Origin of the sequence: Paucilactobacillus oligofermentans DSM 15707 = LMG 22743 (assembly GCF_001434315.1) — a bacterium.
Lineage (GTDB): Bacteria > Bacillota > Bacilli > Lactobacillales > Lactobacillaceae > Paucilactobacillus > Paucilactobacillus oligofermentans.
In genome coordinates this window covers 254625-272237 of sequence record NZ_AZFE01000032.1, presented here as the reverse complement: position 1 = coordinate 272237, position 17613 = coordinate 254625, and the positions used below count along the sequence as shown (strand labels likewise).

Genomic DNA, 17613 nt, shown 5'->3' with positions numbered 1-17613 from the left:
CAGCCTTATAATTGTAGCTTATTCAGTATAATACAACAAACAGTATGCACCCATACCAGTATGGGTTGCAATAATTGGAACCGTTGTACGTTCAACTATCTTAATATCCGGGAATAATTCAGTAAGTTTTGCTTTCATCTTTTCAACTTCAGCTCCACCACGAACATGAGAAATTCCAATCCCTGTAACTTTTTTACCGGCAGCCATGTCTGCATAAACGTCATTCAAGAATTTATTGATTGGTTTCATACCACGGCCTTTAAGCTTAATTTCAATTTGACCCTTAACAACTTCTAACATTAATTTAATATTTAGTAAGTTTGACAATGCTCCTGAAAAACGACTAATTCTTCCACCAGCAACTAAGTTATCTAACTTCATAATTGCTAAATAAATTTTGCTTGTATCACGAACATTTTCCATTTTTGCCAATACTTCTGCCATATCAGCACCTTGTTCAATCAATTTAGCGGCTTCAATAATTTGAAAAGCTAAACAACGATCAGTTACTTGGCTATCCACAACTGTAACTTCAGCTGAACTCATAGCAGCTGCTTGTTCTGCTGCATGAACAGTCCCACTGATAGATTCCATCATATTAACGCAAAGGACTTCACTACCATCTTTGCCCAATCGATCAAAGACATCAACAAACTTACCAATTGGTGGTTGAGATGTTTTAGGTAACGATTTAGCAGCTTCCATAACATCAGGAAATTCTTCAGCAGTAATTGTTTCACGTTCGACGTAAATTGTTCCATCAATCATTACAGACAAAGGAACAATCGTAATATTATATTGTTTAATTTCTTCTTCAGTTAAACCAGCAGATGAATCTGTGACAATTTTAATGTTAGCCATGACTTGACCACTCTTCCTTACAAATGTATTATGTGTTATAGTTCATCTAGTGTAACGAACCAGATGAACCGGTTCATAATACTTTGTTTAAATATTTTATTCGATACCATAAAGTATAGCAGAATTCATATACGATTTCATTTCAATTAACTATTTTCTGGAGGAAAATTATGCAACCAACAAAAACGAAAAAAACTATGATCATCGAAATCAGCAATTCGGTAACTCACGGTATTGGAGCCGCCTTAGCAATTGTCGGATTAGTCTTATTAGTTATCAAATCAGTACAGACCGGAAGTCCAATGAGAATTATTGCCTTTTCTGTCTATGGTAGTATTCTAGTTTTATTTTACCTGGCATCTACCATGTTTCACTCGTTAGTTTTTACTAAAGCCTATCACTTGTTCCAAGTATTTGATCATTCCATGATTTTTCTATTAATCGCTGGAACCTATACCCCATACTGCTTAATTTCAATTGGTGGCTGGTATGGGTGGACCATGTTCGGGATTATTTGGGCCATGACAATTGCTGGAGTCGTTTATAAAAGTATTTGGCTAAATAAAGTGAGTCCAATTTCAACAATTATTTATATTATTATGGGCTGGATGTGTTTGTTTGCAGGTAAGCCATTATGGGATGCATTATCACCTGTTGGATTTTATCTATTATTATCTGGCGGAATTTTGTATACATTAGGTGCGTTAGTTTATCTAAAACCAACCGCCTATTCTCACTTAATCTGGCATTTCTTTGTATTAGCTGGATCAGCAACCATGTATTTTTCAATCTTGTTATACGTCTAAATTCTATTCCAAGTTTCAAACGTATATGAATAATGATTTTTTTCATCAGGTTCAAAATCTTGCTTCTCAATTAGTCGCCATTGATTATAATCGATGGCGATTATTTTTGTCTCACCATCAAATCGGTCCCTAATAACCGTTCGATATAAACGATCTACTATTGGATATGTTTCAGCAAAAATCTTAGCGCCACCAATGATTACAACCTCACCATCAATCTCATTCAGCTTTTTTTGTAGTTCATCAATTGAACGGACAATCTCGACTCCAGCTACTGTTGACAGTGAACGAGAAACGACAATGTTTCGTCGATTAGGTAATGGTTTCCCTAATGATAAATAAGTATTTTTTCCCATTACAATGGTTTTCCCAACCGTCAATTGCTTGAAATGTTTTAAATCAGCCGGTAAATGCCAAGGCATTGTATTGTCTTTACCAATTGACCCATCTAAATCTTCTGCCCAAATAAAACTAATCATAATATTCCTCCATAATTTTAGAAAAGGCAGTAAACAAATTTGATTGTCGACTGCCTTTTTACCTAATAATTTAAACTGCCACTGGTGCTTTAATGGCTGGATCAGGATCATAACCTTCAAGCTTAATATCATTAATATCAAGCTGATCAAGAGCTATAATTTCATCTGGTAATACTAGTGTTGGAGCATTCTTAGGTGTCCGAGTTAGCTGCGTTTTAATTTGGTCAATATGATTATTATAAATATGGGCGTCACCCAATGTATGCACAAATTCACCAACTTCTAAGCCACATTGTTTCGCAATTAAATGAGTTAATAACGCATAACTGGCAATATTAAATGGAACTCCTAAAAAGATATCACCACTACGCTGATATAATTGACAACTTAACTTACCGTCTGCCACATAAAATTGGAACATTGTATGACATGGTGGTAATGCCACATTAGGTACATCTTCTGGATTCCAAGCAGATACAATCATTCGTCTAGAATCTGGTGTATTTTTAATTTGATCAATAACATTTTTGATTTGATCAATTGAATTACCATTAATGGTTTGCCAATTACGCCATTGACTACCGTAAACTAATCCTAAATCACCAAACTTTTTACTAAACTCATCATCATTTAAAATTCGTTCACAAAATTGCTTTTTTTCAGCTAAATAACTTGTTTTAAATTCAGCATCTTTTTCTGCACGTAAACCAAAATCAGTCATATCCGGTCCAGTATATTCATCACTTTCAACCCATTTTTTAAAGGCCCATTCATCCCAAATGTGATTTTTATGCTCTAACAAAAAGCGAATATTAGTATCACCACGTAAGAACCAAAGTAACTCACTTTTAATTAATCCAAATGGCACTTTTTTAGTTGTTAATAACGGAAACCCCTGTGATAAGTCAAATCTCATTTGATAACCAAATAATGAATGTGTACCAGTACCAGTTCGATCGCTTTTTTCATTGCCATGAGCTAAAACATCTTTTGCAAGTTGCAGATATTGTTCTTCGTTAGTAGTTGTGGTCATCGAAGTTCCCCCTATTGATTACTAATCAGCATATTCACTTAAATATTCCCAACGAGCCATTTTTTCGTCAGCTTCTTTAGTTACAGTTGTTAACTGTTCTTGATATTCAGATAATTTAGTATAATTGGCCCCATTTTCTTCCATCAAGCGTTTTAGTTCACTTTGTTTTTCGTCTAACGCTTCAATTTCAGCCTCAATTGTTTGCCATTCTTTTTGTTCTGAATAGGTCAATTTCTTTTTCGAAGTCTTACTAACAGCACTGCTTTTTTCAACTTTTTCGACTTTAACTGGTGCCTTAGTATCCTCATTTTGTTTCGCTAGATAGTCAGTATACAAACCATTATAACTATCAATTTTGCCTTGTCCACTGAAGACCATTAATTGATCTGCTGCTTTATCCAAGAAATAGCGATCATGTGATACCGTAATTACAGTTCCGGCAAATGTATCTAGATAATCTTCAAGAATTGTTAGTGTCCCAATATCTAAATCATTGGTTGGTTCATCTAATAATAAAACATTCGGTTGCGACATTAAAATTTTAAGCAAGAATACTCGTCGCTTTTCACCACCGGATAATTTTCTAATTAAAGTTCCATGCATTGCTTTTGGAAATAAAAATCTTTCTAACAGTTGCGCTGAACTGACTGAATCCCCATTTGAATCCGTAACTGTTTCAGCAACTTCACTCAAATAACTAATCATTCGTTTATCTTCGTCAATTGGTTCCGTTTGCTGTGTATAATATCCCAGTTTAACTGTCTCACCAATTTTAATGACACCATCATCAAGTGGTAATTTCCCTGCCATCACGTTTAATAAACTTGATTTACCAGTTCCATTTTCTCCAGTAATTCCAATGCGATCACCAGCTTGAATCAAGATGCTAAAATCAGCTAAAATTTTATGTCCACCTAATGTAAGGTCACCATTAGATATTTCAATTACATCTTTTCCTAGACGCTGTTGTCCTAAATCAATTGCAATATTTTCATCAACTTTTAAATTACCAACTGAGTCTTGCAATTCATTAAAGTGGTTAATCCGACCTTTTTGTTTAGTTGACCGGGCTTTAGCACCAGTTTTCATCCAAGCAAGCTCTTTTTGATACAACTGTGTCTGCTTATGTTCTTGTTCTGCTTCTAAAGTAACACGTTCAGCCTTTTGCGTAACAAAGCTTTGATAGTTACCTGAATACTTATACAAATCACCAAATGACAATTCCCAAATTTGATTGGCGACTTCATCTAAGAAATAACGATCATGAGTCACAATAATTACTGCACCACGATAAGATTTTAAAAATGATTGTAACCAAACAATTGAATCTAAATCTAAATGGTTAGTTGGTTCGTCTAGCAACAATAAATCAGGTGCTTGAATCAAAATTTGAGCAAAGCCAACCCGCTTTTTCTGTCCACCTGACAAAGTTGAAACTTTTTGATTTAAGTTTGTAATCTTAAGCTGCGTTAAAATCGTTTTAACGTCGTTTTCAGCAGCCCAAGCATCTTGAGCATCCATTTGAGCCTGAGCACGAGTAAAATGATTAATAGCCGTCTCATTTTCAGGATTTAAGCTATACTCTTCCAATGCCTCTTCATAAACTCGAATCGTCGCAAATACTTTTTGTGCTCCAGAAAAGATTGAATCTAGAATTGTTAAATTTTCATCTAATTCAGGCTGTTGTTTTAAATAACCAATCGAATAATCATTTGGTGTAGTAATTTTGCCAGCTTCTGCTCCCACCTGACCACTAATGACATTCAATAATGAAGTCTTTCCAGAACCATTTGTACCAATTAAACCAATTCGATCATTTTCGTTAATTAAGAAAGATATTTTTTCAAATAATGTTTTTTCACCATATGTACTGGTTAATTCATCTGCTCTAAATGTTTGCATGCTATCCCTCTTCTGCGGCTATCTGTGTTGCAAATTTTATTAATGTTGCTTCATCATTTGTTAGAATACCTCTAACAACTTGATTTTCAAGGATAACTAATAGCTTACCCACCAACGGTCCTGGCTTAATCCCTAATTGTTTAATTAGTTGTCCACCATCAACCTTTAAATCACTCTTACTTTTAATTGGTAAGGCCGCGGCTATTTCTTTAATCACATTAGCAGTTACGTTGCCTTCAAAAAAGACTGATAATTTTTGTGCAACTAATGACCGTTCCAAACCAGCTTGATATATAACCATTTCATCAAGTTTATTGGTCATAATTGCATTAATTACGTCATGAATTGTTAGAACATCAGAGATTACTTGATTAGAAGTCTTCCAAGCTTTTAAAAAGTGTGAACAGTCACTGCCATTCAATTCTATTGCATAGGTAATAAATGACCAGACTTCTGTGTCTGACTTTAGTTCAGGAATTGAGGTGTTACTTAATCGACTTAGTACATCATAATAAGGTATCATTTCTGGACAATATTGATAAAGCTTCGTTGTTACAAATGGCTTCATTCCCAATTGAACATATTGACCCATACATAATTTTTCAAGCTCAACTCTAATTCGTTCAACTGCTATTTTTTCAAGTAGCGATGCATTTTCTGTAATTCCTAATAATGTTTTTTGTTCAATTTTAAAATTTAATTGTCCAGCAAATCGAACAGCACGCATCATTCTTAGTGCGTCTTCATGAAATCTTTCATATGCTTCACCAACGGTCCGAATAATGTGATTATCTAAGTCATCTAAGCCATTAAACAAATCAATTACTTCCCCATTTTCACGCATTGCCAACGCATTAATTGTAAAATCACGTCGCTTTAAATCTTCTTTTAATGAACGGACAAAAGTTACTTCATCTGGTCGCCTAAAGTCTTGATATCCTGATTCAGTTCTGAAAGTTGTAGTTTCATAACCTTCGCCATGATCAAGAATCATTACTGTTCCATGCTCAATTCCAGTATCAACCGTGTGGTTAAATATTTTTTTTATTTCCTCTGGATATGCGCTGGTTGCAATATCGACATCATGAATTGCGTGACCCAAAATGGTATCACGAACACTTCCGCCCACGAAATAAGCCTCATAGCCAGCATCTTCAATTGCTCGCATAATGGGACGTGCTTCTTCAAATTCAATTGGCAAGTTTTTAATTATCATAAAATATTTTCAAGTCCTACAAATAATTCATTTTCATTAGTTATTTTTTCAACGGCCACGGCAACACCACTCATAAATGAAATTCGATCAAAACTATCTTGTCTAATCGTTAATCCTTCACCCGTAGCACCAAACATAACTTGTTCATGAGCAATCAATCCTGGCAACCGAACTGCATGAATAGGAATCCCATCATATTCGCCACCACGAACACCAGCAATCGTTTCTTTTTCATCAGGATTACCTTGATGATGTGAAGGTCGTACTTGGCTAATTAATTTAGCCGTGTTTAATGCGGTTCCGCTTGGTGCATCAAGTTTTTGATCATGATGCATTTCAATAATTTCTACATCCGGCATGTACTTGGCTGCCTGTTGTGCAAATTGCATTAATAATACTGCACTAATCCCAAAGTTTGGTGCAATTAATCCACCTAACTTTTTAGCTGCTGCCATTGTTTGTAATTCTTTAATCTGATCATCTTTTAGACCAGTTGTTCCAACGACTGGAGAATAATTATGTTCAATCGCAAATTTAGTATTTTCAAAAACCATCGTTGGCACGGTAAAGTCAATCCAAACATCTGCATCAACATTAATTTGATTTAAGTCATCAAAAATTTGTATTTTTGAACCTAATTCAATTTTAGAAACTTGACCAGGCTGACCATATACAGCCACTAACTCAAAGCCATTATGATCTTGAACCATTTTGACAGTATTCTGTCCCATTTTACCAGCATAACCAGCAATAATTACTTTAGTCATATTATTCTCCTTATTCAAACAAATTACCTATCAAGCTTAACAGATTTAGTGATTAAATTAAACGGTCTATTACGGTCTTTCGCTGCGGGATTTGCAGCGAGTTATTTTTTAATGTATAGTTAAAGTAACTTTTTACGGTTTACTAAATAAGGAGACTACTCTTTGAAATCAGATTATCCATTCCAAAAACAATATGAGACTTACCTAAATAATGACAAATTAGCTAATTCAACTAAAATTACTTATAGTCAAACTATTAGCAACTTTTTTAGTTACCTTATTGAATTTAATCCAGGCTTTTCCAAGCAACCAACCATTGAAAATGTTTTCGACCGCGACATTGCTAATTATCTAACTAATTTACAAGTTGAACAATCAATTACTAACGGTACTTACAATAAGCTTTTGTCTCAAATTACCCACTATTTCAATTTTCTATTTAGCCATGGCTTTACTGTCAACCTGCCAACCATCAATTTACATGGTCAAACAAAATCTATCGTAATAACTAATTCCGTTAAATGGATTAGCTTACTCCCAGAAATATTGCAAGACAAATCAATTCATGTATATACCAAGATGGTGTTACTATTATGTTATAAGGGATATAACGTTCAAGAATTTCTTCAGCCAAATTTTTTTCAAGAATTTAATCAAATTAACTTCACTGAAGCTTATCAAGAAACCTTTATTAAGCAATTTATTAATTTTATTCAACCACTTCAACTTCGACAACAAACTAAAGATTTATTTTTAAAGCAACGGGTAAATTTAGCCCAACCACGACTATCTAATGCTGGCCTACACAAATACTTAAGTAAGGATGAAACCTATTTAAATATCGACTTAAGTCCAAAAAAACTTCATCAGGCTTACATTATGACTCAATTAAACATGTTAAATACTAAGTCAGACTTAGAGTTAATGACTATTTTAAAACTAGATTCCGCATCATTGTTATATTATAAAAAATTAGTCTTAGAAATAAAATAAACGCCATTCCCGGTATTATCAGGAGTGACGTTTATTTTACATTTCGTAATCTTCTAACATTAAAGCCATTTCACTATCATCTGGAACTAATTCAACGTACTTTTTAAGAACACTTAACATTGCATCGAATATCCCCATTTCGCGATAATAATATGTAGCTTCCTTTAAAAAATCAGGTTGATCCATAAAGTATGGTTGGGCTGCTTCAAAGAACTTACCTGCTAAATCCATTTTTTCCGTATTCCGATATGAGATTGCCAAATTCCAATACATTTGTGGATCAATTTCATCTTGATCAATAATTGGTTTTAACAACTCAATATTATTAGTATACTGTTTTTGTTTTAATAGCCAGTTACTATACTTCAAAATAATCGCTAAATTATCTGGATTAATCTGATGTGCATTAAGTAAATACTCACCAACTAAATCAGTTTCATCTAAATGGCTCGCTACATCGGCTGCAGTTTGGTATAGATTTTCATTATACTCATCAACCGCCATACCCTCTTGTAAGGTTTGCAATGCCTGTTCATAATTACTATTTTGCACATATGCCTGTGATAATGGTTGGTATAATGATGCGTATTGTGAATCAGCTTCTCGTAGTTGCTCTAGCGTTTCGATAGCTGCATCAGTTTGCTTTAACTGTAATTGAGTAAAGCCAGTTTGAAATTTAATATTACTTGACTTAAATTCCGGTTTAACTTGTTGTAGGTACCCAATTGCTTGCTCAAAATGCCCCCGTTGTGCTTCGGCAGTTCCAATTCGACCAGCTAGATCAACTTGGGCAAAAGTCGTTTCACCAGCTTTAATTAGATTAAAGTAATATGGTATTGCTTGCTCATATTGGCCCATCATGTAATAAAACTCAGCCAATGCAAATAATACAACTGGTTCATCCGGCGCAATTTCAAAAGCATTTAATAATTTACGTTCGGAAACTTCAAATAATTCTTGCGTTTGATAAAGGTCAGCCGCAACTAACAATGATTCAAGATATGCTGATGAATTTTCATCGATTTGTTCCAAATATGATAAAGCTTCATCGCTTTCTCCTTCATCAATTGCAATATCTGCTAAGGCTGTTTTTAACTGATCCTCATCTGGATATTTTTCTAACAATTTAAGATACGTTCTTCTTGCCTGGTTTAAAAATCCAAGACCATAAAGTTCTTCTGCCAAACTATATAATGTATCATCGTCATCATTTCTTAAGGCTAAAGCAAAAGCCTTCTTCGCAGCATCTAACTGGCCACTACTTAATTCATCTAACATTGTCTCTGAATAGCTCATTTCGTGTCCACCTTTCTAACCTGGATAATCATACCAAAATATTTGCATTTACGCAGTTAAATCATCTTTTTAATAGTTTTTTGTACAAAAAAACCAGTATGAATAAATTCACACTGGTTGCATTGAATTTAATTGTTAAATAGAATTATTTAACAGCGTCCTTCAAAGCCTTACCTGGCTTAAATGCTGGTACTTTGCTTGCAGGAATTTGGATTTCTTCCCCAGTTTGAGGATTGCGTCCTTTACGTGCAGCACGTTGACGGACTTCGAAGTTACCGAAACCAATCAATTGTACCTTTTCACCCTTAGATAAAGATGATTGAACTGAACCAAATACAGCATCTACTGCTGCAGTTGCGTCCTTCTTTGTTAAACCAGTTGCAGCTGCAACGTCGTTAACTAATTCTGCTTTGTTTGCCATGTAATTTCACCTCCCAACCAAAATTATAGATATAAAATATCTATATATTGCATGTTGACTTTGAGTGGTCCAAAATCAACGAAACAAAAACGGGTAACCGCACTTCATTTCAATGACTAGATTATCATACGAAATCAATACTGGCAAGGGTTTTAGTGACTTTTTTTAATAAAAAAACAAAAAAATTAAGGAAGTTAATCAAATTTACAAGATTTTTATCAAAAAAATGTTTTTCATTCATTTTATTAATTAAGTTTTTATCTGATTAAATTTAAATATTTTTAATTTTTTTCAATAATTCAGTAAATATTTTATTTTATTACTACTAGTAATAGCAATAGTAAAAGAACACAAGCTTAAATTAAGTTTGTGTTCTTTTACTATCTTGATTATATTACTTACGTGTCCGCTTAATCAAATGAATTGGTGTACCAGTAAAATCAAATGCTTTTCGGATCTGATTTTCAAGGTAGCGTTCATAAGAAAAATGCATTAATTCTGTATCATTCATAAAAATAACAAACGTTGGTGGTTGAATTGCCACTTGAGTACCATAAAATACTCGTAATCGTTTCCCATTCTTACTTGGAGTTGGATTAGCAGCAATTGCATCCATGATGACATCATTCAATGTAGATGATTGAATTCGACGTGTATGATGTGTATAAACTTCTTTCACTAAGTCTGGAATTTTAGTTAATCGTTGCTTTGTAGTTGCCGAAACAAACATAATCGGTGCATAACTTAGATATTGAAATTCAAATCTAATTAAATTTTCAAAATCCTGCATTGTATGATTATCTTTTTCAATCGTATCCCACTTATTAACAATAATAATTACACCACGACCAGCTTCATGAGCATACCCAGCAATTCGTTTATCATGTTCCCGAATACCTTCTTCAGCATTCAAAATCATCAAAACAATATCACTATTGTCAATTGCCCGCATTGCCCTAAGCATTGCATAATGTTCTGTGTTTTCATAGATTTTACCACGTTTTTTGATTCCCGCAGTATCCACCATTGTATACTCGTCACCTTTTTCACTCGTAAACTTAGTATCAATTGCATCACGAGTTGTTCCAGCTACATCAGAAACAATTACCCGGTTTTCACCTAATATTGCGTTAACTAATGAAGATTTTCCAACATTAGGACGACCAATTAGACTAAACCGAATGCTGTCATCTTCTTCAACGACACCATCATCAGGAAAATTATCAATCACGGCATCTAATAAATCACCTAAGCCAATTCCATGTGCACCAGAAATTGAATATGGTTCACCAAATCCAAGTGAATAAAAATCATACACTTGCGATCTCAACTCAAAGTTGTCAACTTTATTAACGGCAAGTACGACAGGTTTATTAGAACGATAAAGAATCTGAGCAACTTGCTCATCTGCATCGGTCATTCCACTTTGAATATCAACTAAAAAGATAATAACATCAGCTTCATCAATTGCAATTTCAGCTTGTTGTTTAATTTGTTCCACAAAGGGAGCATTAGAAATTTCAATTCCACCAGTATCAATCAGGTTAAATTCTTTTCCAAGCCACTCACCATGTGCATAAATACGATCACGTGTTACACCTGGGGTATCTTCGACGATAGAAATTCTTTCCCCAGCTATTCTGTTAAATATCGTTGACTTTCCCACATTTGGACGTCCAACGACAGCCACGACAGGATTTGCCATGCTATCACCTCATTTTATTGCAAAAATTAAGCCGGGAATCATCCCAGCCTAATTTAAAGTATTATTCGAATGTTATTAGACTATTCTTTGTTATCTTTTAAAGCTTGACCTGCAAGTTCGCCAAGAGTAAATCCACTTTCTTCTTCAGGTGCATCAGCAGCCACGTTATGTGATTGTGCTGGTTTCTCTTCAGAAGCTGGTTTCTCTTCCAATGCCTTGATTGAAAGACCAAGACGTTGGTTTTCTGGATGAACTTCTAATACTTTAACTTGAACTTCTTGTCCAGGTGTTAAAACATCAGCAGGAGTAGCAATATGGCTATGTGAGATTTGTGAAATATGAACCAAACCTTCAACACCAGGGAATACTTCAACGAATGCTCCAAATGCAGTCAAACGTTTAACAGTTCCTGTTAAGACACTGCCTTCAGGTGCTTTGTCAGCAATATCATCCCAAGGTCCAGCCAAAGTTTGTTTGATTGAAAGTGAAATGCGTCCACGTTCTTGATCAACAGAAAGAACTTTAACATTAACTTTTTGTCCATTTTCAAGTACGTCTGCAGCTTTTTCAACTCGATCATATGAAATTTCAGAAATATGAACTAATCCATCAACACCGCCAAGATCAACGAATGCTCCGAAGTTAGTCATACGAGCAACTGTACCTTCAACGATTGAACCAACTTCAAGAGTTGCGAACAACTTTTCAGCAGCTTCTTTACGTTGTGCTTGTACAATAGCTTTATGTGAAAGAATCAAACGATTTTCACTTGGTTCAATTTCAATAATTTGGAATTCAAGTTCTTGTCCCTTAAATTCATTTAAATCTTCAACAAAATGATCAGTAATCATTGATGCGGGAACAAATCCACGAACACCAACTTCAACCACTAAGCCACCCTTAACAACTTGGCTAACAGTACCAGTGATTGTTTCACCGTTATCAGCTTGCTTTTGAATTTCGTCCCAAACTTTACGTGCTTCAAGACGACGATGTGATAGTAAATAACTACCATTTTCTTTGTCATTTCCAATTTTTGAAATAACAACCAAGTCCAATACATCACCGATTTTAACTGCATCAGTAACGTTTTCAACTGGTTTTGTAGATAATTCTTTTGCGGGAACAACCCCTTCAACACCGGCGCCTTCGATCCCAACAATTACTTGTCGGTCGTCATCAATGGTAAGTACCTCACCCTTAACAACATCGCCAACATTTACTTCTTCTACGCTATTTAAAGCATCTAATAGGTCGTTTCTATCTTCATTTTCAGACATGAAAAATATTTCCTCCTTGCGACTCAACTGTACAACTTTAATAATACCTAAAAACGATAGATAAAGCTAGTATTTAGCGTAATTCATCTTGTTTTTTTATGATTATTTCACTAATCGCTTCCACAACTTCATCAATATCTAATTTAGTTGTATCTAACAAGATCGCATCACTAGCCTGTTTCAATGGTGAAACTGCTCTAGTTGAATCTTTTTTGTCTCTTAGTTCAATCTCAGCCTGTAATTTATCTAATGGCGTTTTAATTCCCTTAGCAATATTTTCTTGATAGCGACGAACTGCACGTTCATGAGCACTAGCAATCATAAATATCTTTACTTCAGCCGTTGGTAAGACAGTCGTTCCAATATCACGACCGTCCATTACAATCCCACCTTGTGCAGCAATTGATTGTTGATGCTTGACTAATTCTTGACGAACATCAGCAATTGCAGCTACCGTTGAAACATTATTTGTTACTTCCGGCTGCCGAATTGCTTCAGTAACTTCCTGATCACCAATAAACACACGTTGTACCGGATTTCCTGGTGTAAATTTGATTTTAGTATCTTTTGCAATTTGAGTAACTGCTAACCCGTTATTCAAATCAACTTTAGCTTGAATCGCAGCCACTGTAATCGCACGATACATTGCACCAGTATCACAATAAACATATCCAAATTTTTTTGCTACCAATTTAGCAACTGTACTTTTACCTGCTGATGCAGGTCCATCAATTGCAACTTGTAATACTTTTGTCATCAATAATTCGACTCCTACTTAACTCTAATTTGTTGACCTGGTGTTAACGTTGCACCACTACTTAAACCATTTAATTGATATAATTCATCAACTGAAATTCCGTTATTAACTGCAACTCGATATGCACCTTGTCCTGATTCAACCGTCACATATTTTTCATCAGCACTAGAACTGCTAACACTTGATTCCTTTTTTGATGTTGCTGATGCTTTTTTAGAACTGGTTACTTTACTAGTTTCAACTGAAGTTTTAGCTGAATTAGCTGAACTTTTCTTTTTACTACTTGAAGAATCAGCTACTTGTTCAGTATTAGTTGGATGGTTAAATGAACTTTGATGATTCACCCAATAAATAATTGGTGCTGATGCTAGCGCAATAATTGCAACGACTAAAATGGTTGTAAACATTGTATGATGCGAATTTTGTTGTCGTCTCCTAGTTCTCGAAAAATTACCTTCTTGATCCTTATCTTGATCATCACTAAAAGTTTTTTCCCAAGGTTTAGTTTCTTTTTCTTCTTGATCCTCCCGGTCACTCATTAATCGTGCCCCCTTTAACATCTTCATTTATTTAATTGTATCATACCGCATTTTGTTTTTAATTAAGATTTTACAAAAAATAGTTTACCTAGTCTACTCTGCCAGCTTTTTAATTCATTTTCAACCAGTTTTTTGTTACTTTGTTTTAATTCCAGTTGATTAATATTTAAATCATTACCAAGCCCGTCACAACAGACTAAATCATGTTTCAATAAATTTTCACTGAAATAATTTAAAATAATTGAGCGTCGGCATTCTAATGTATTAATATATTCTAATAGTTTATCTAATTGTTGTCGATTTTTTTGTCGCTGTTGATGAAAAATATTAATCACTTGTTCAGGTTGTAAATGTTGATCTTGATAAAATTTAAGTAAATTACTAATATCACCTAATTGATTTTTATCAATTCGATTTTCCATAAAATCATTCACGACGGCATCGCTAGGAATGGTTAAATCACTTAAATTAACTTGCAGATATTCATCCCCGGGCGCATATAATAGGACTGCTAAGCTTTGCTCACCATCTCTTCCAGCACGCCCTATTTCTTGGACATAGTTCTCTAAATTAGCTGGTACATGATAATGTACTACAAAACGAACATTATCCTTATCAATTCCCATTCCAAAAGCACTAGTTGCACAAATGATTTGCAGTTCATCATTCATAAATTGATGTTGAATTTTATAACGTGTTGTTTGATTCATCCCCGCATGATAAGCGGCAACATTCAAATTTGTTTGTTCTTGAAGCCATTGGGCCACTTGGGTTGCTTGTTTCCGACTTGAAAAATAAATAATTCCAGCACCACTAACTCCATTCACTAAACCTAACAATTCAGTTCGCTTATCCTTATCAGAATTAACTTTATTAACACTTAGAAAAATATTAGGTCGATTAACTGATTGACGAACTGTTGTAACTTGTTTCACACTTAGACCTAATTTAATTAGGATGTCGCCTTGAACCCGCTGGGTAGCTGTCGCAGTGAGCATCAATGTCACTTTATGTGGCACAGTCTTAAGTAGTGTTTTAACTAATAGATATTGTGGCCTAAATTCTGGTCCCCATTGTGAAACACAGTGGGCCTCATCAATTACGATCATCGCAATTTCAATCCGTTGTAAGTGTTGAATAACTTCTGGTTTGGTAATCGTTTCCGGTGAAGCAAAGACATATTTAAATTGATTTAAATGGTTTAAGGTTGCTTGTTGTTGGCCAAAGGTTTGAATCGAACTTAACATCGTAACCTTTTTTTCACCTAACTGTCGTAATCGATTTACTTGATCTTGCATTAATGACAATAATGGTGAAATTATAATCACAACCCCATCCATTACCTTCGCTGGGAATTGATATAATAAGGTTTTTCCCGCTCCAGTTGGCAAAATAGCTAATGTATCATTCCCATTGAGAACTGATTCAATTACTTCTTGCTGACCAGGTCGAAAGCTATCAAATCCAAATTCTTGTTGGAGAATTGTATGTAATTGTTGCTCATTCATTTTGCATCCCCCGCATAATTTGATATAACCGAAAATCAAAAAAATCTAAATTTTTATCATCAGTAACCATCTTGAATTGCCAGTCATCAATATTACCAGTATATTGCACAGCTAAAGCTTTTAATTGGCGATCAGTTAACAATCGATCATAGGGAAAATTAACGCCATCGAAAATGGCCGCTTCTAATAAATGTTCTCTAATTGTACTGAGTTTTAAATGTCGCATTTGTTCAATTTGTTCAATTGAATATTGATCTTGAAATAGCTGATAAGTGATATAACCACTATGACTAATTGGTGATTCTAATTTTAAATCTTGAAATAATTGCTTTAATAAAGTTTGATGACAATGAGCGAATTCCATTATTCCAACCATTAAGTCCGTTGCCATCACTTCACCGTCAATCAACGGAATCGAAAGTTTAGTCGTTAGTTGGTCAATCGATAATCCTGGACTATCATGTCCCACTAATAACTCAGTAAAAAATTGGGCTTCGGTCTCACTTAACGTTAGCAAAAATTCATTAACTTCTTGCTTAAAATTTTTAACAAACTGCTCTGATTTATTATTGTTAAACCACTGTTTTACGTACCTTAATTCATGATCTTCAAATGAGATTGGCGCATATTTTATATTTTCATAACTAAACTCAGAGACTACTTGACCAGCTAACAGCAATCTTGGCCACCCTGCATTTAAGTTATATTTTAAATACTGCTGTTCATGTCTTGGAACATAATGTTGTTCACTAAATTGCTGCTTACATGCCTGTCCTTGTACCGTTAATAGAATGAATTGGTTTTTTATCTCAATCAATCCGTCCTGCTTCATTTGTTTCAACATGGCATCAAAATGTTCTCGCTCAAGTTGTCGATTACTTCCTAGCCAACTCAAAATACCATACCTTGATCCCCAAAAAAGCGTGGTCAAAGTACGTCTGTTCATTAAGATATTTTCAATAACTCGTTGTCGCCTTGGCTGTTGATTTGATAATAATGTAATTAGATATGTTTCCACTTTAAAACTTCCTTATTGAAAAGAATTCATCATTAACTAATTATACTTTTATATTCTCTTTTTAAATACGATCAAAATAAAAATTATCCAGCTTTTACACTGAATAATTTGCTCTACTCTATTAAGTTAGGCGATAAATAATACCTCGTCAAGAAATATTATTTAAGTGCGCGTTTAGCTAACCAATAATTTAACCGTTGTGCAACAAACCAAAAGACTAATCCAACAACTAGTCCTTTGATGATATTAAACGGTACTACCCCAAATAAAACCATTTTTGATAATGGAATCGTTAACTTCATTCCAAAAACAGCCATATAAACTGGTAAAATCACCAACCAATTAAGTACTGACATAATTACAGTCATTGTTAGCGTACTGGTTACTAAACCACCGACCATTTTCTTTTTATTATCCCAATCACGACCAAGAAAGTAGTGATATGGAACAATTAGGGTTAGTGAAGCCAAAAAGCTACTACCGACCCCAATTAATTCGCCTAAAGACATTCCATAGACAATCGCATGTAACAAGCATTTAATTGCTGTGATACAAATTGCTCCAATTGGACCATAAATAATTAACCCCAATAATACCGGAATATCTGAAAAATCGATCTTCAAAAACGGTGTAATCGGGATAATTGGAAACTCGATAAACATTAAGACAAATGACATTGCACCCAATAGGGCAATCATCACCATCTTGCGAACACTAAACGAACCGTGACTACTACTCATAACAAAAACCTCCGTAGAGGCCATCTTCATGATTGACGTTCGAAAAGAAAAAACCGTAAATCAAATAAAGATTTACGGCTATTAATTAGCGAAAATCTTCTTTATACCAGACTCTACTGTCGGCACCCGGAATTCCACCGAGTTCAACTGCAAAAAATGCAGGTCGCGGGCTATCACCGCCGGTCGGGAATTACACCCTGCCCTGAAGACGAACCTATTAAATTTTTTTAGCGCACTTTCATACGCTTCAAATGAATTGTATCAAATGAATTATTTACAAACAACCTTTTAT

The 17613-nt window shown here is 34.5% G+C and carries 17 protein-coding genes and 1 riboswitch; of the genes, 2 read left to right on the top strand and 15 right to left on the bottom strand.

Annotated features, from left to right (window positions below; all coding sequences use genetic code 11):
- Nucleotides 1-18: 18 nt before the first annotated feature.
- Entirely contained in the window at nt 19-861 is an 843-nt protein-coding gene (locus FC70_RS08395) for a DegV family protein (protein ID WP_057890548.1), read from the bottom strand.
- A 170-nt stretch (nt 862-1031) separates the two neighbouring features.
- Here FC70_RS08395 and trhA point away from each other — a divergent pair, with 170 nt between their 5' ends.
- Nucleotides 1032-1667: a PAQR family membrane homeostasis protein TrhA gene (gene trhA / locus FC70_RS08390; protein WP_057890547.1), complete on the top strand. Its 636-nt coding sequence runs from the start codon at nt 1032-1034 to the stop codon at nt 1665-1667.
- On the opposite strand, the gene FC70_RS08385 is transcribed toward trhA, so the two are convergent.
- The 5 genes from FC70_RS08385 to dapB form a co-directional block, all read right to left on the bottom strand.
- Nucleotides 1664-2146: a dihydrofolate reductase gene (locus tag FC70_RS08385; RefSeq protein WP_057890546.1), complete on the bottom strand. Its 483-nt coding sequence runs from the start codon at nt 2144-2146 to the stop codon at nt 1664-1666. The genes trhA and FC70_RS08385 overlap by 4 nt on opposite strands.
- A 70-nt stretch (nt 2147-2216) precedes the next feature.
- A complete protein-coding gene (locus tag FC70_RS08380) occupies nt 2217-3179 on the bottom strand; it encodes a thymidylate synthase (protein ID WP_057890545.1) in 963 nt (320 codons plus the stop codon).
- A gap of 21 nt (nt 3180-3200) precedes the next feature.
- Nucleotides 3201-5081: an ABC-F family ATP-binding cassette domain-containing protein gene (locus tag FC70_RS08375; protein WP_057890544.1), complete on the bottom strand. Its 1881-nt coding sequence runs from the start codon at nt 5079-5081 to the stop codon at nt 3201-3203.
- Nucleotide 5082: 1 nt separating this feature from the next.
- Nucleotides 5083-6297: a CCA tRNA nucleotidyltransferase gene (locus FC70_RS08370; protein ID WP_057890543.1), complete on the bottom strand. Its 1215-nt coding sequence runs from the start codon at nt 6295-6297 to the stop codon at nt 5083-5085.
- On the bottom strand, nt 6294-7064 hold the full coding sequence (gene dapB, locus FC70_RS08365) for a 4-hydroxy-tetrahydrodipicolinate reductase (RefSeq protein ID WP_057890542.1): 771 nt from the start codon (nt 7062-7064) through the stop codon (nt 6294-6296). Before dapB ends, FC70_RS08370 begins: the two co-directional genes overlap by 4 nt.
- A gap of 162 nt (nt 7065-7226) precedes the next feature.
- Here dapB and FC70_RS08360 point away from each other — a divergent pair, with 162 nt between their 5' ends.
- Entirely contained in the window at nt 7227-8057 is an 831-nt protein-coding gene (locus tag FC70_RS08360; protein WP_057890541.1) for a site-specific integrase, read from the top strand.
- A gap of 36 nt (nt 8058-8093) precedes the next feature.
- Here the strand turns inward: FC70_RS08360 and FC70_RS08355 are convergent, their stop codons facing one another.
- The 9 genes from FC70_RS08355 to FC70_RS08315 all read right to left on the bottom strand — a co-directional run bounded on the left by FC70_RS08355 (nt 8094) and on the right by FC70_RS08315 (nt 17321).
- Complete coding sequence (locus tag FC70_RS08355; RefSeq protein WP_057890540.1) at nt 8094-9353, bottom strand: tetratricopeptide repeat protein; 1260 nt, start codon at nt 9351-9353, stop codon at nt 8094-8096.
- A gap of 145 nt (nt 9354-9498) precedes the next feature.
- The gene (locus FC70_RS08350; RefSeq protein ID WP_057890539.1) at nt 9499-9774 is read right to left on the bottom strand and encodes an HU family DNA-binding protein; all 276 of its coding nucleotides are present in this window, start codon (nt 9772-9774) and stop codon (nt 9499-9501) included.
- A gap of 394 nt (nt 9775-10168) precedes the next feature.
- Nucleotides 10169-11479: a ribosome biogenesis GTPase Der gene (gene der, locus FC70_RS08345; RefSeq protein ID WP_057890538.1), complete on the bottom strand. Its 1311-nt coding sequence runs from the start codon at nt 11477-11479 to the stop codon at nt 10169-10171.
- 80 nt (nt 11480-11559) lie between these two features.
- Nucleotides 11560-12759, bottom strand: coding sequence for a 30S ribosomal protein S1 (gene rpsA, locus FC70_RS08340; RefSeq protein ID WP_057890537.1), 1200 nt, complete (start codon nt 12757-12759; stop codon nt 11560-11562).
- Between the two features lie 73 nt (nt 12760-12832).
- A complete protein-coding gene (cmk, locus tag FC70_RS08335; RefSeq protein ID WP_057890536.1) occupies nt 12833-13516 on the bottom strand; it encodes a (d)CMP kinase in 684 nt (227 codons plus the stop codon).
- Between the two features lie 14 nt (nt 13517-13530).
- The gene (locus FC70_RS08330; protein WP_057890535.1) at nt 13531-14055 is read right to left on the bottom strand and encodes an SAG1386/EF1546 family surface-associated protein; all 525 of its coding nucleotides are present in this window, start codon (nt 14053-14055) and stop codon (nt 13531-13533) included.
- 62 nt (nt 14056-14117) lie between these two features.
- A complete protein-coding gene (locus FC70_RS08325) occupies nt 14118-15563 on the bottom strand; it encodes a RecQ family ATP-dependent DNA helicase (RefSeq protein ID WP_057890534.1) in 1446 nt (481 codons plus the stop codon).
- Nucleotides 15556-16581 carry a helix-turn-helix domain-containing protein gene (locus FC70_RS08320; protein WP_057890533.1) on the bottom strand — a complete coding sequence of 342 codons (1026 nt, stop codon included), beginning with the start codon at nt 16579-16581 and terminating at the stop codon, nt 15556-15558. The genes FC70_RS08325 and FC70_RS08320 overlap by 8 nt, the downstream gene beginning before the upstream one ends.
- A 158-nt stretch (nt 16582-16739) precedes the next feature.
- Nucleotides 16740-17321, bottom strand: a complete 582-nt coding sequence (locus FC70_RS08315; protein WP_057890532.1) for an ECF transporter S component — start codon at nt 17319-17321, stop codon at nt 16740-16742.
- A 90-nt stretch (nt 17322-17411) separates the two neighbouring features.
- Nucleotides 17412-17535: riboswitch (FMN riboswitch) on the bottom strand.
- Nucleotides 17536-17613 lie beyond the last annotated feature (78 nt).

Bases quoted from the DNA above. Each gene is read 5' to 3' on its own strand.
- FC70_RS08395 (WP_057890548.1), bottom strand. From the start codon at position 861: ATGGCTAACATTAAAATTGTCACAGATTCATCTGCTGGTTTAACTGAA.
- trhA (WP_057890547.1), top strand. From the start codon at position 1,032: ATGCAACCAACAAAAACGAAAAAAACTATGATCATCGAAATCAGCAAT.
- FC70_RS08385 (WP_057890546.1), bottom strand. From the start codon at position 2,146: ATGATTAGTTTTATTTGGGCAGAAGATTTAGATGGGTCAATTGGTAAA.
- FC70_RS08380 (WP_057890545.1), bottom strand. From the start codon at position 3,179: ATGACCACAACTACTAACGAAGAACAATATCTGCAACTTGCAAAAGAT.
- FC70_RS08375 (WP_057890544.1), bottom strand. From the start codon at position 5,081: ATGCAAACATTTAGAGCAGATGAATTAACCAGTACATATGGTGAAAAA.
- FC70_RS08370 (WP_057890543.1), bottom strand. From the start codon at position 6,297: ATGATAATTAAAAACTTGCCAATTGAATTTGAAGAAGCACGTCCCATT.
- dapB (WP_057890542.1), bottom strand. From the start codon at position 7,064: ATGACTAAAGTAATTATTGCTGGTTATGCTGGTAAAATGGGACAGAAT.
- FC70_RS08355 (WP_057890540.1), bottom strand. From the start codon at position 9,353: ATGAGCTATTCAGAGACAATGTTAGATGAATTAAGTAGTGGCCAGTTA.
- FC70_RS08350 (WP_057890539.1), bottom strand. From the start codon at position 9,774: ATGGCAAACAAAGCAGAATTAGTTAACGACGTTGCAGCTGCAACTGGT.
- der (WP_057890538.1), bottom strand. From the start codon at position 11,479: ATGGCAAATCCTGTCGTGGCTGTCGTTGGACGTCCAAATGTGGGAAAG.
- rpsA (WP_057890537.1), bottom strand. From the start codon at position 12,759: ATGTCTGAAAATGAAGATAGAAACGACCTATTAGATGCTTTAAATAGC.
- cmk (WP_057890536.1), bottom strand. From the start codon at position 13,516: ATGACAAAAGTATTACAAGTTGCAATTGATGGACCTGCATCAGCAGGT.
- FC70_RS08330 (WP_057890535.1), bottom strand. From the start codon at position 14,055: ATGAGTGACCGGGAGGATCAAGAAGAAAAAGAAACTAAACCTTGGGAA.
- FC70_RS08325 (WP_057890534.1), bottom strand. From the start codon at position 15,563: ATGAATGAGCAACAATTACATACAATTCTCCAACAAGAATTTGGATTT.
- FC70_RS08315 (WP_057890532.1), bottom strand. From the start codon at position 17,321: ATGAGTAGTAGTCACGGTTCGTTTAGTGTTCGCAAGATGGTGATGATT.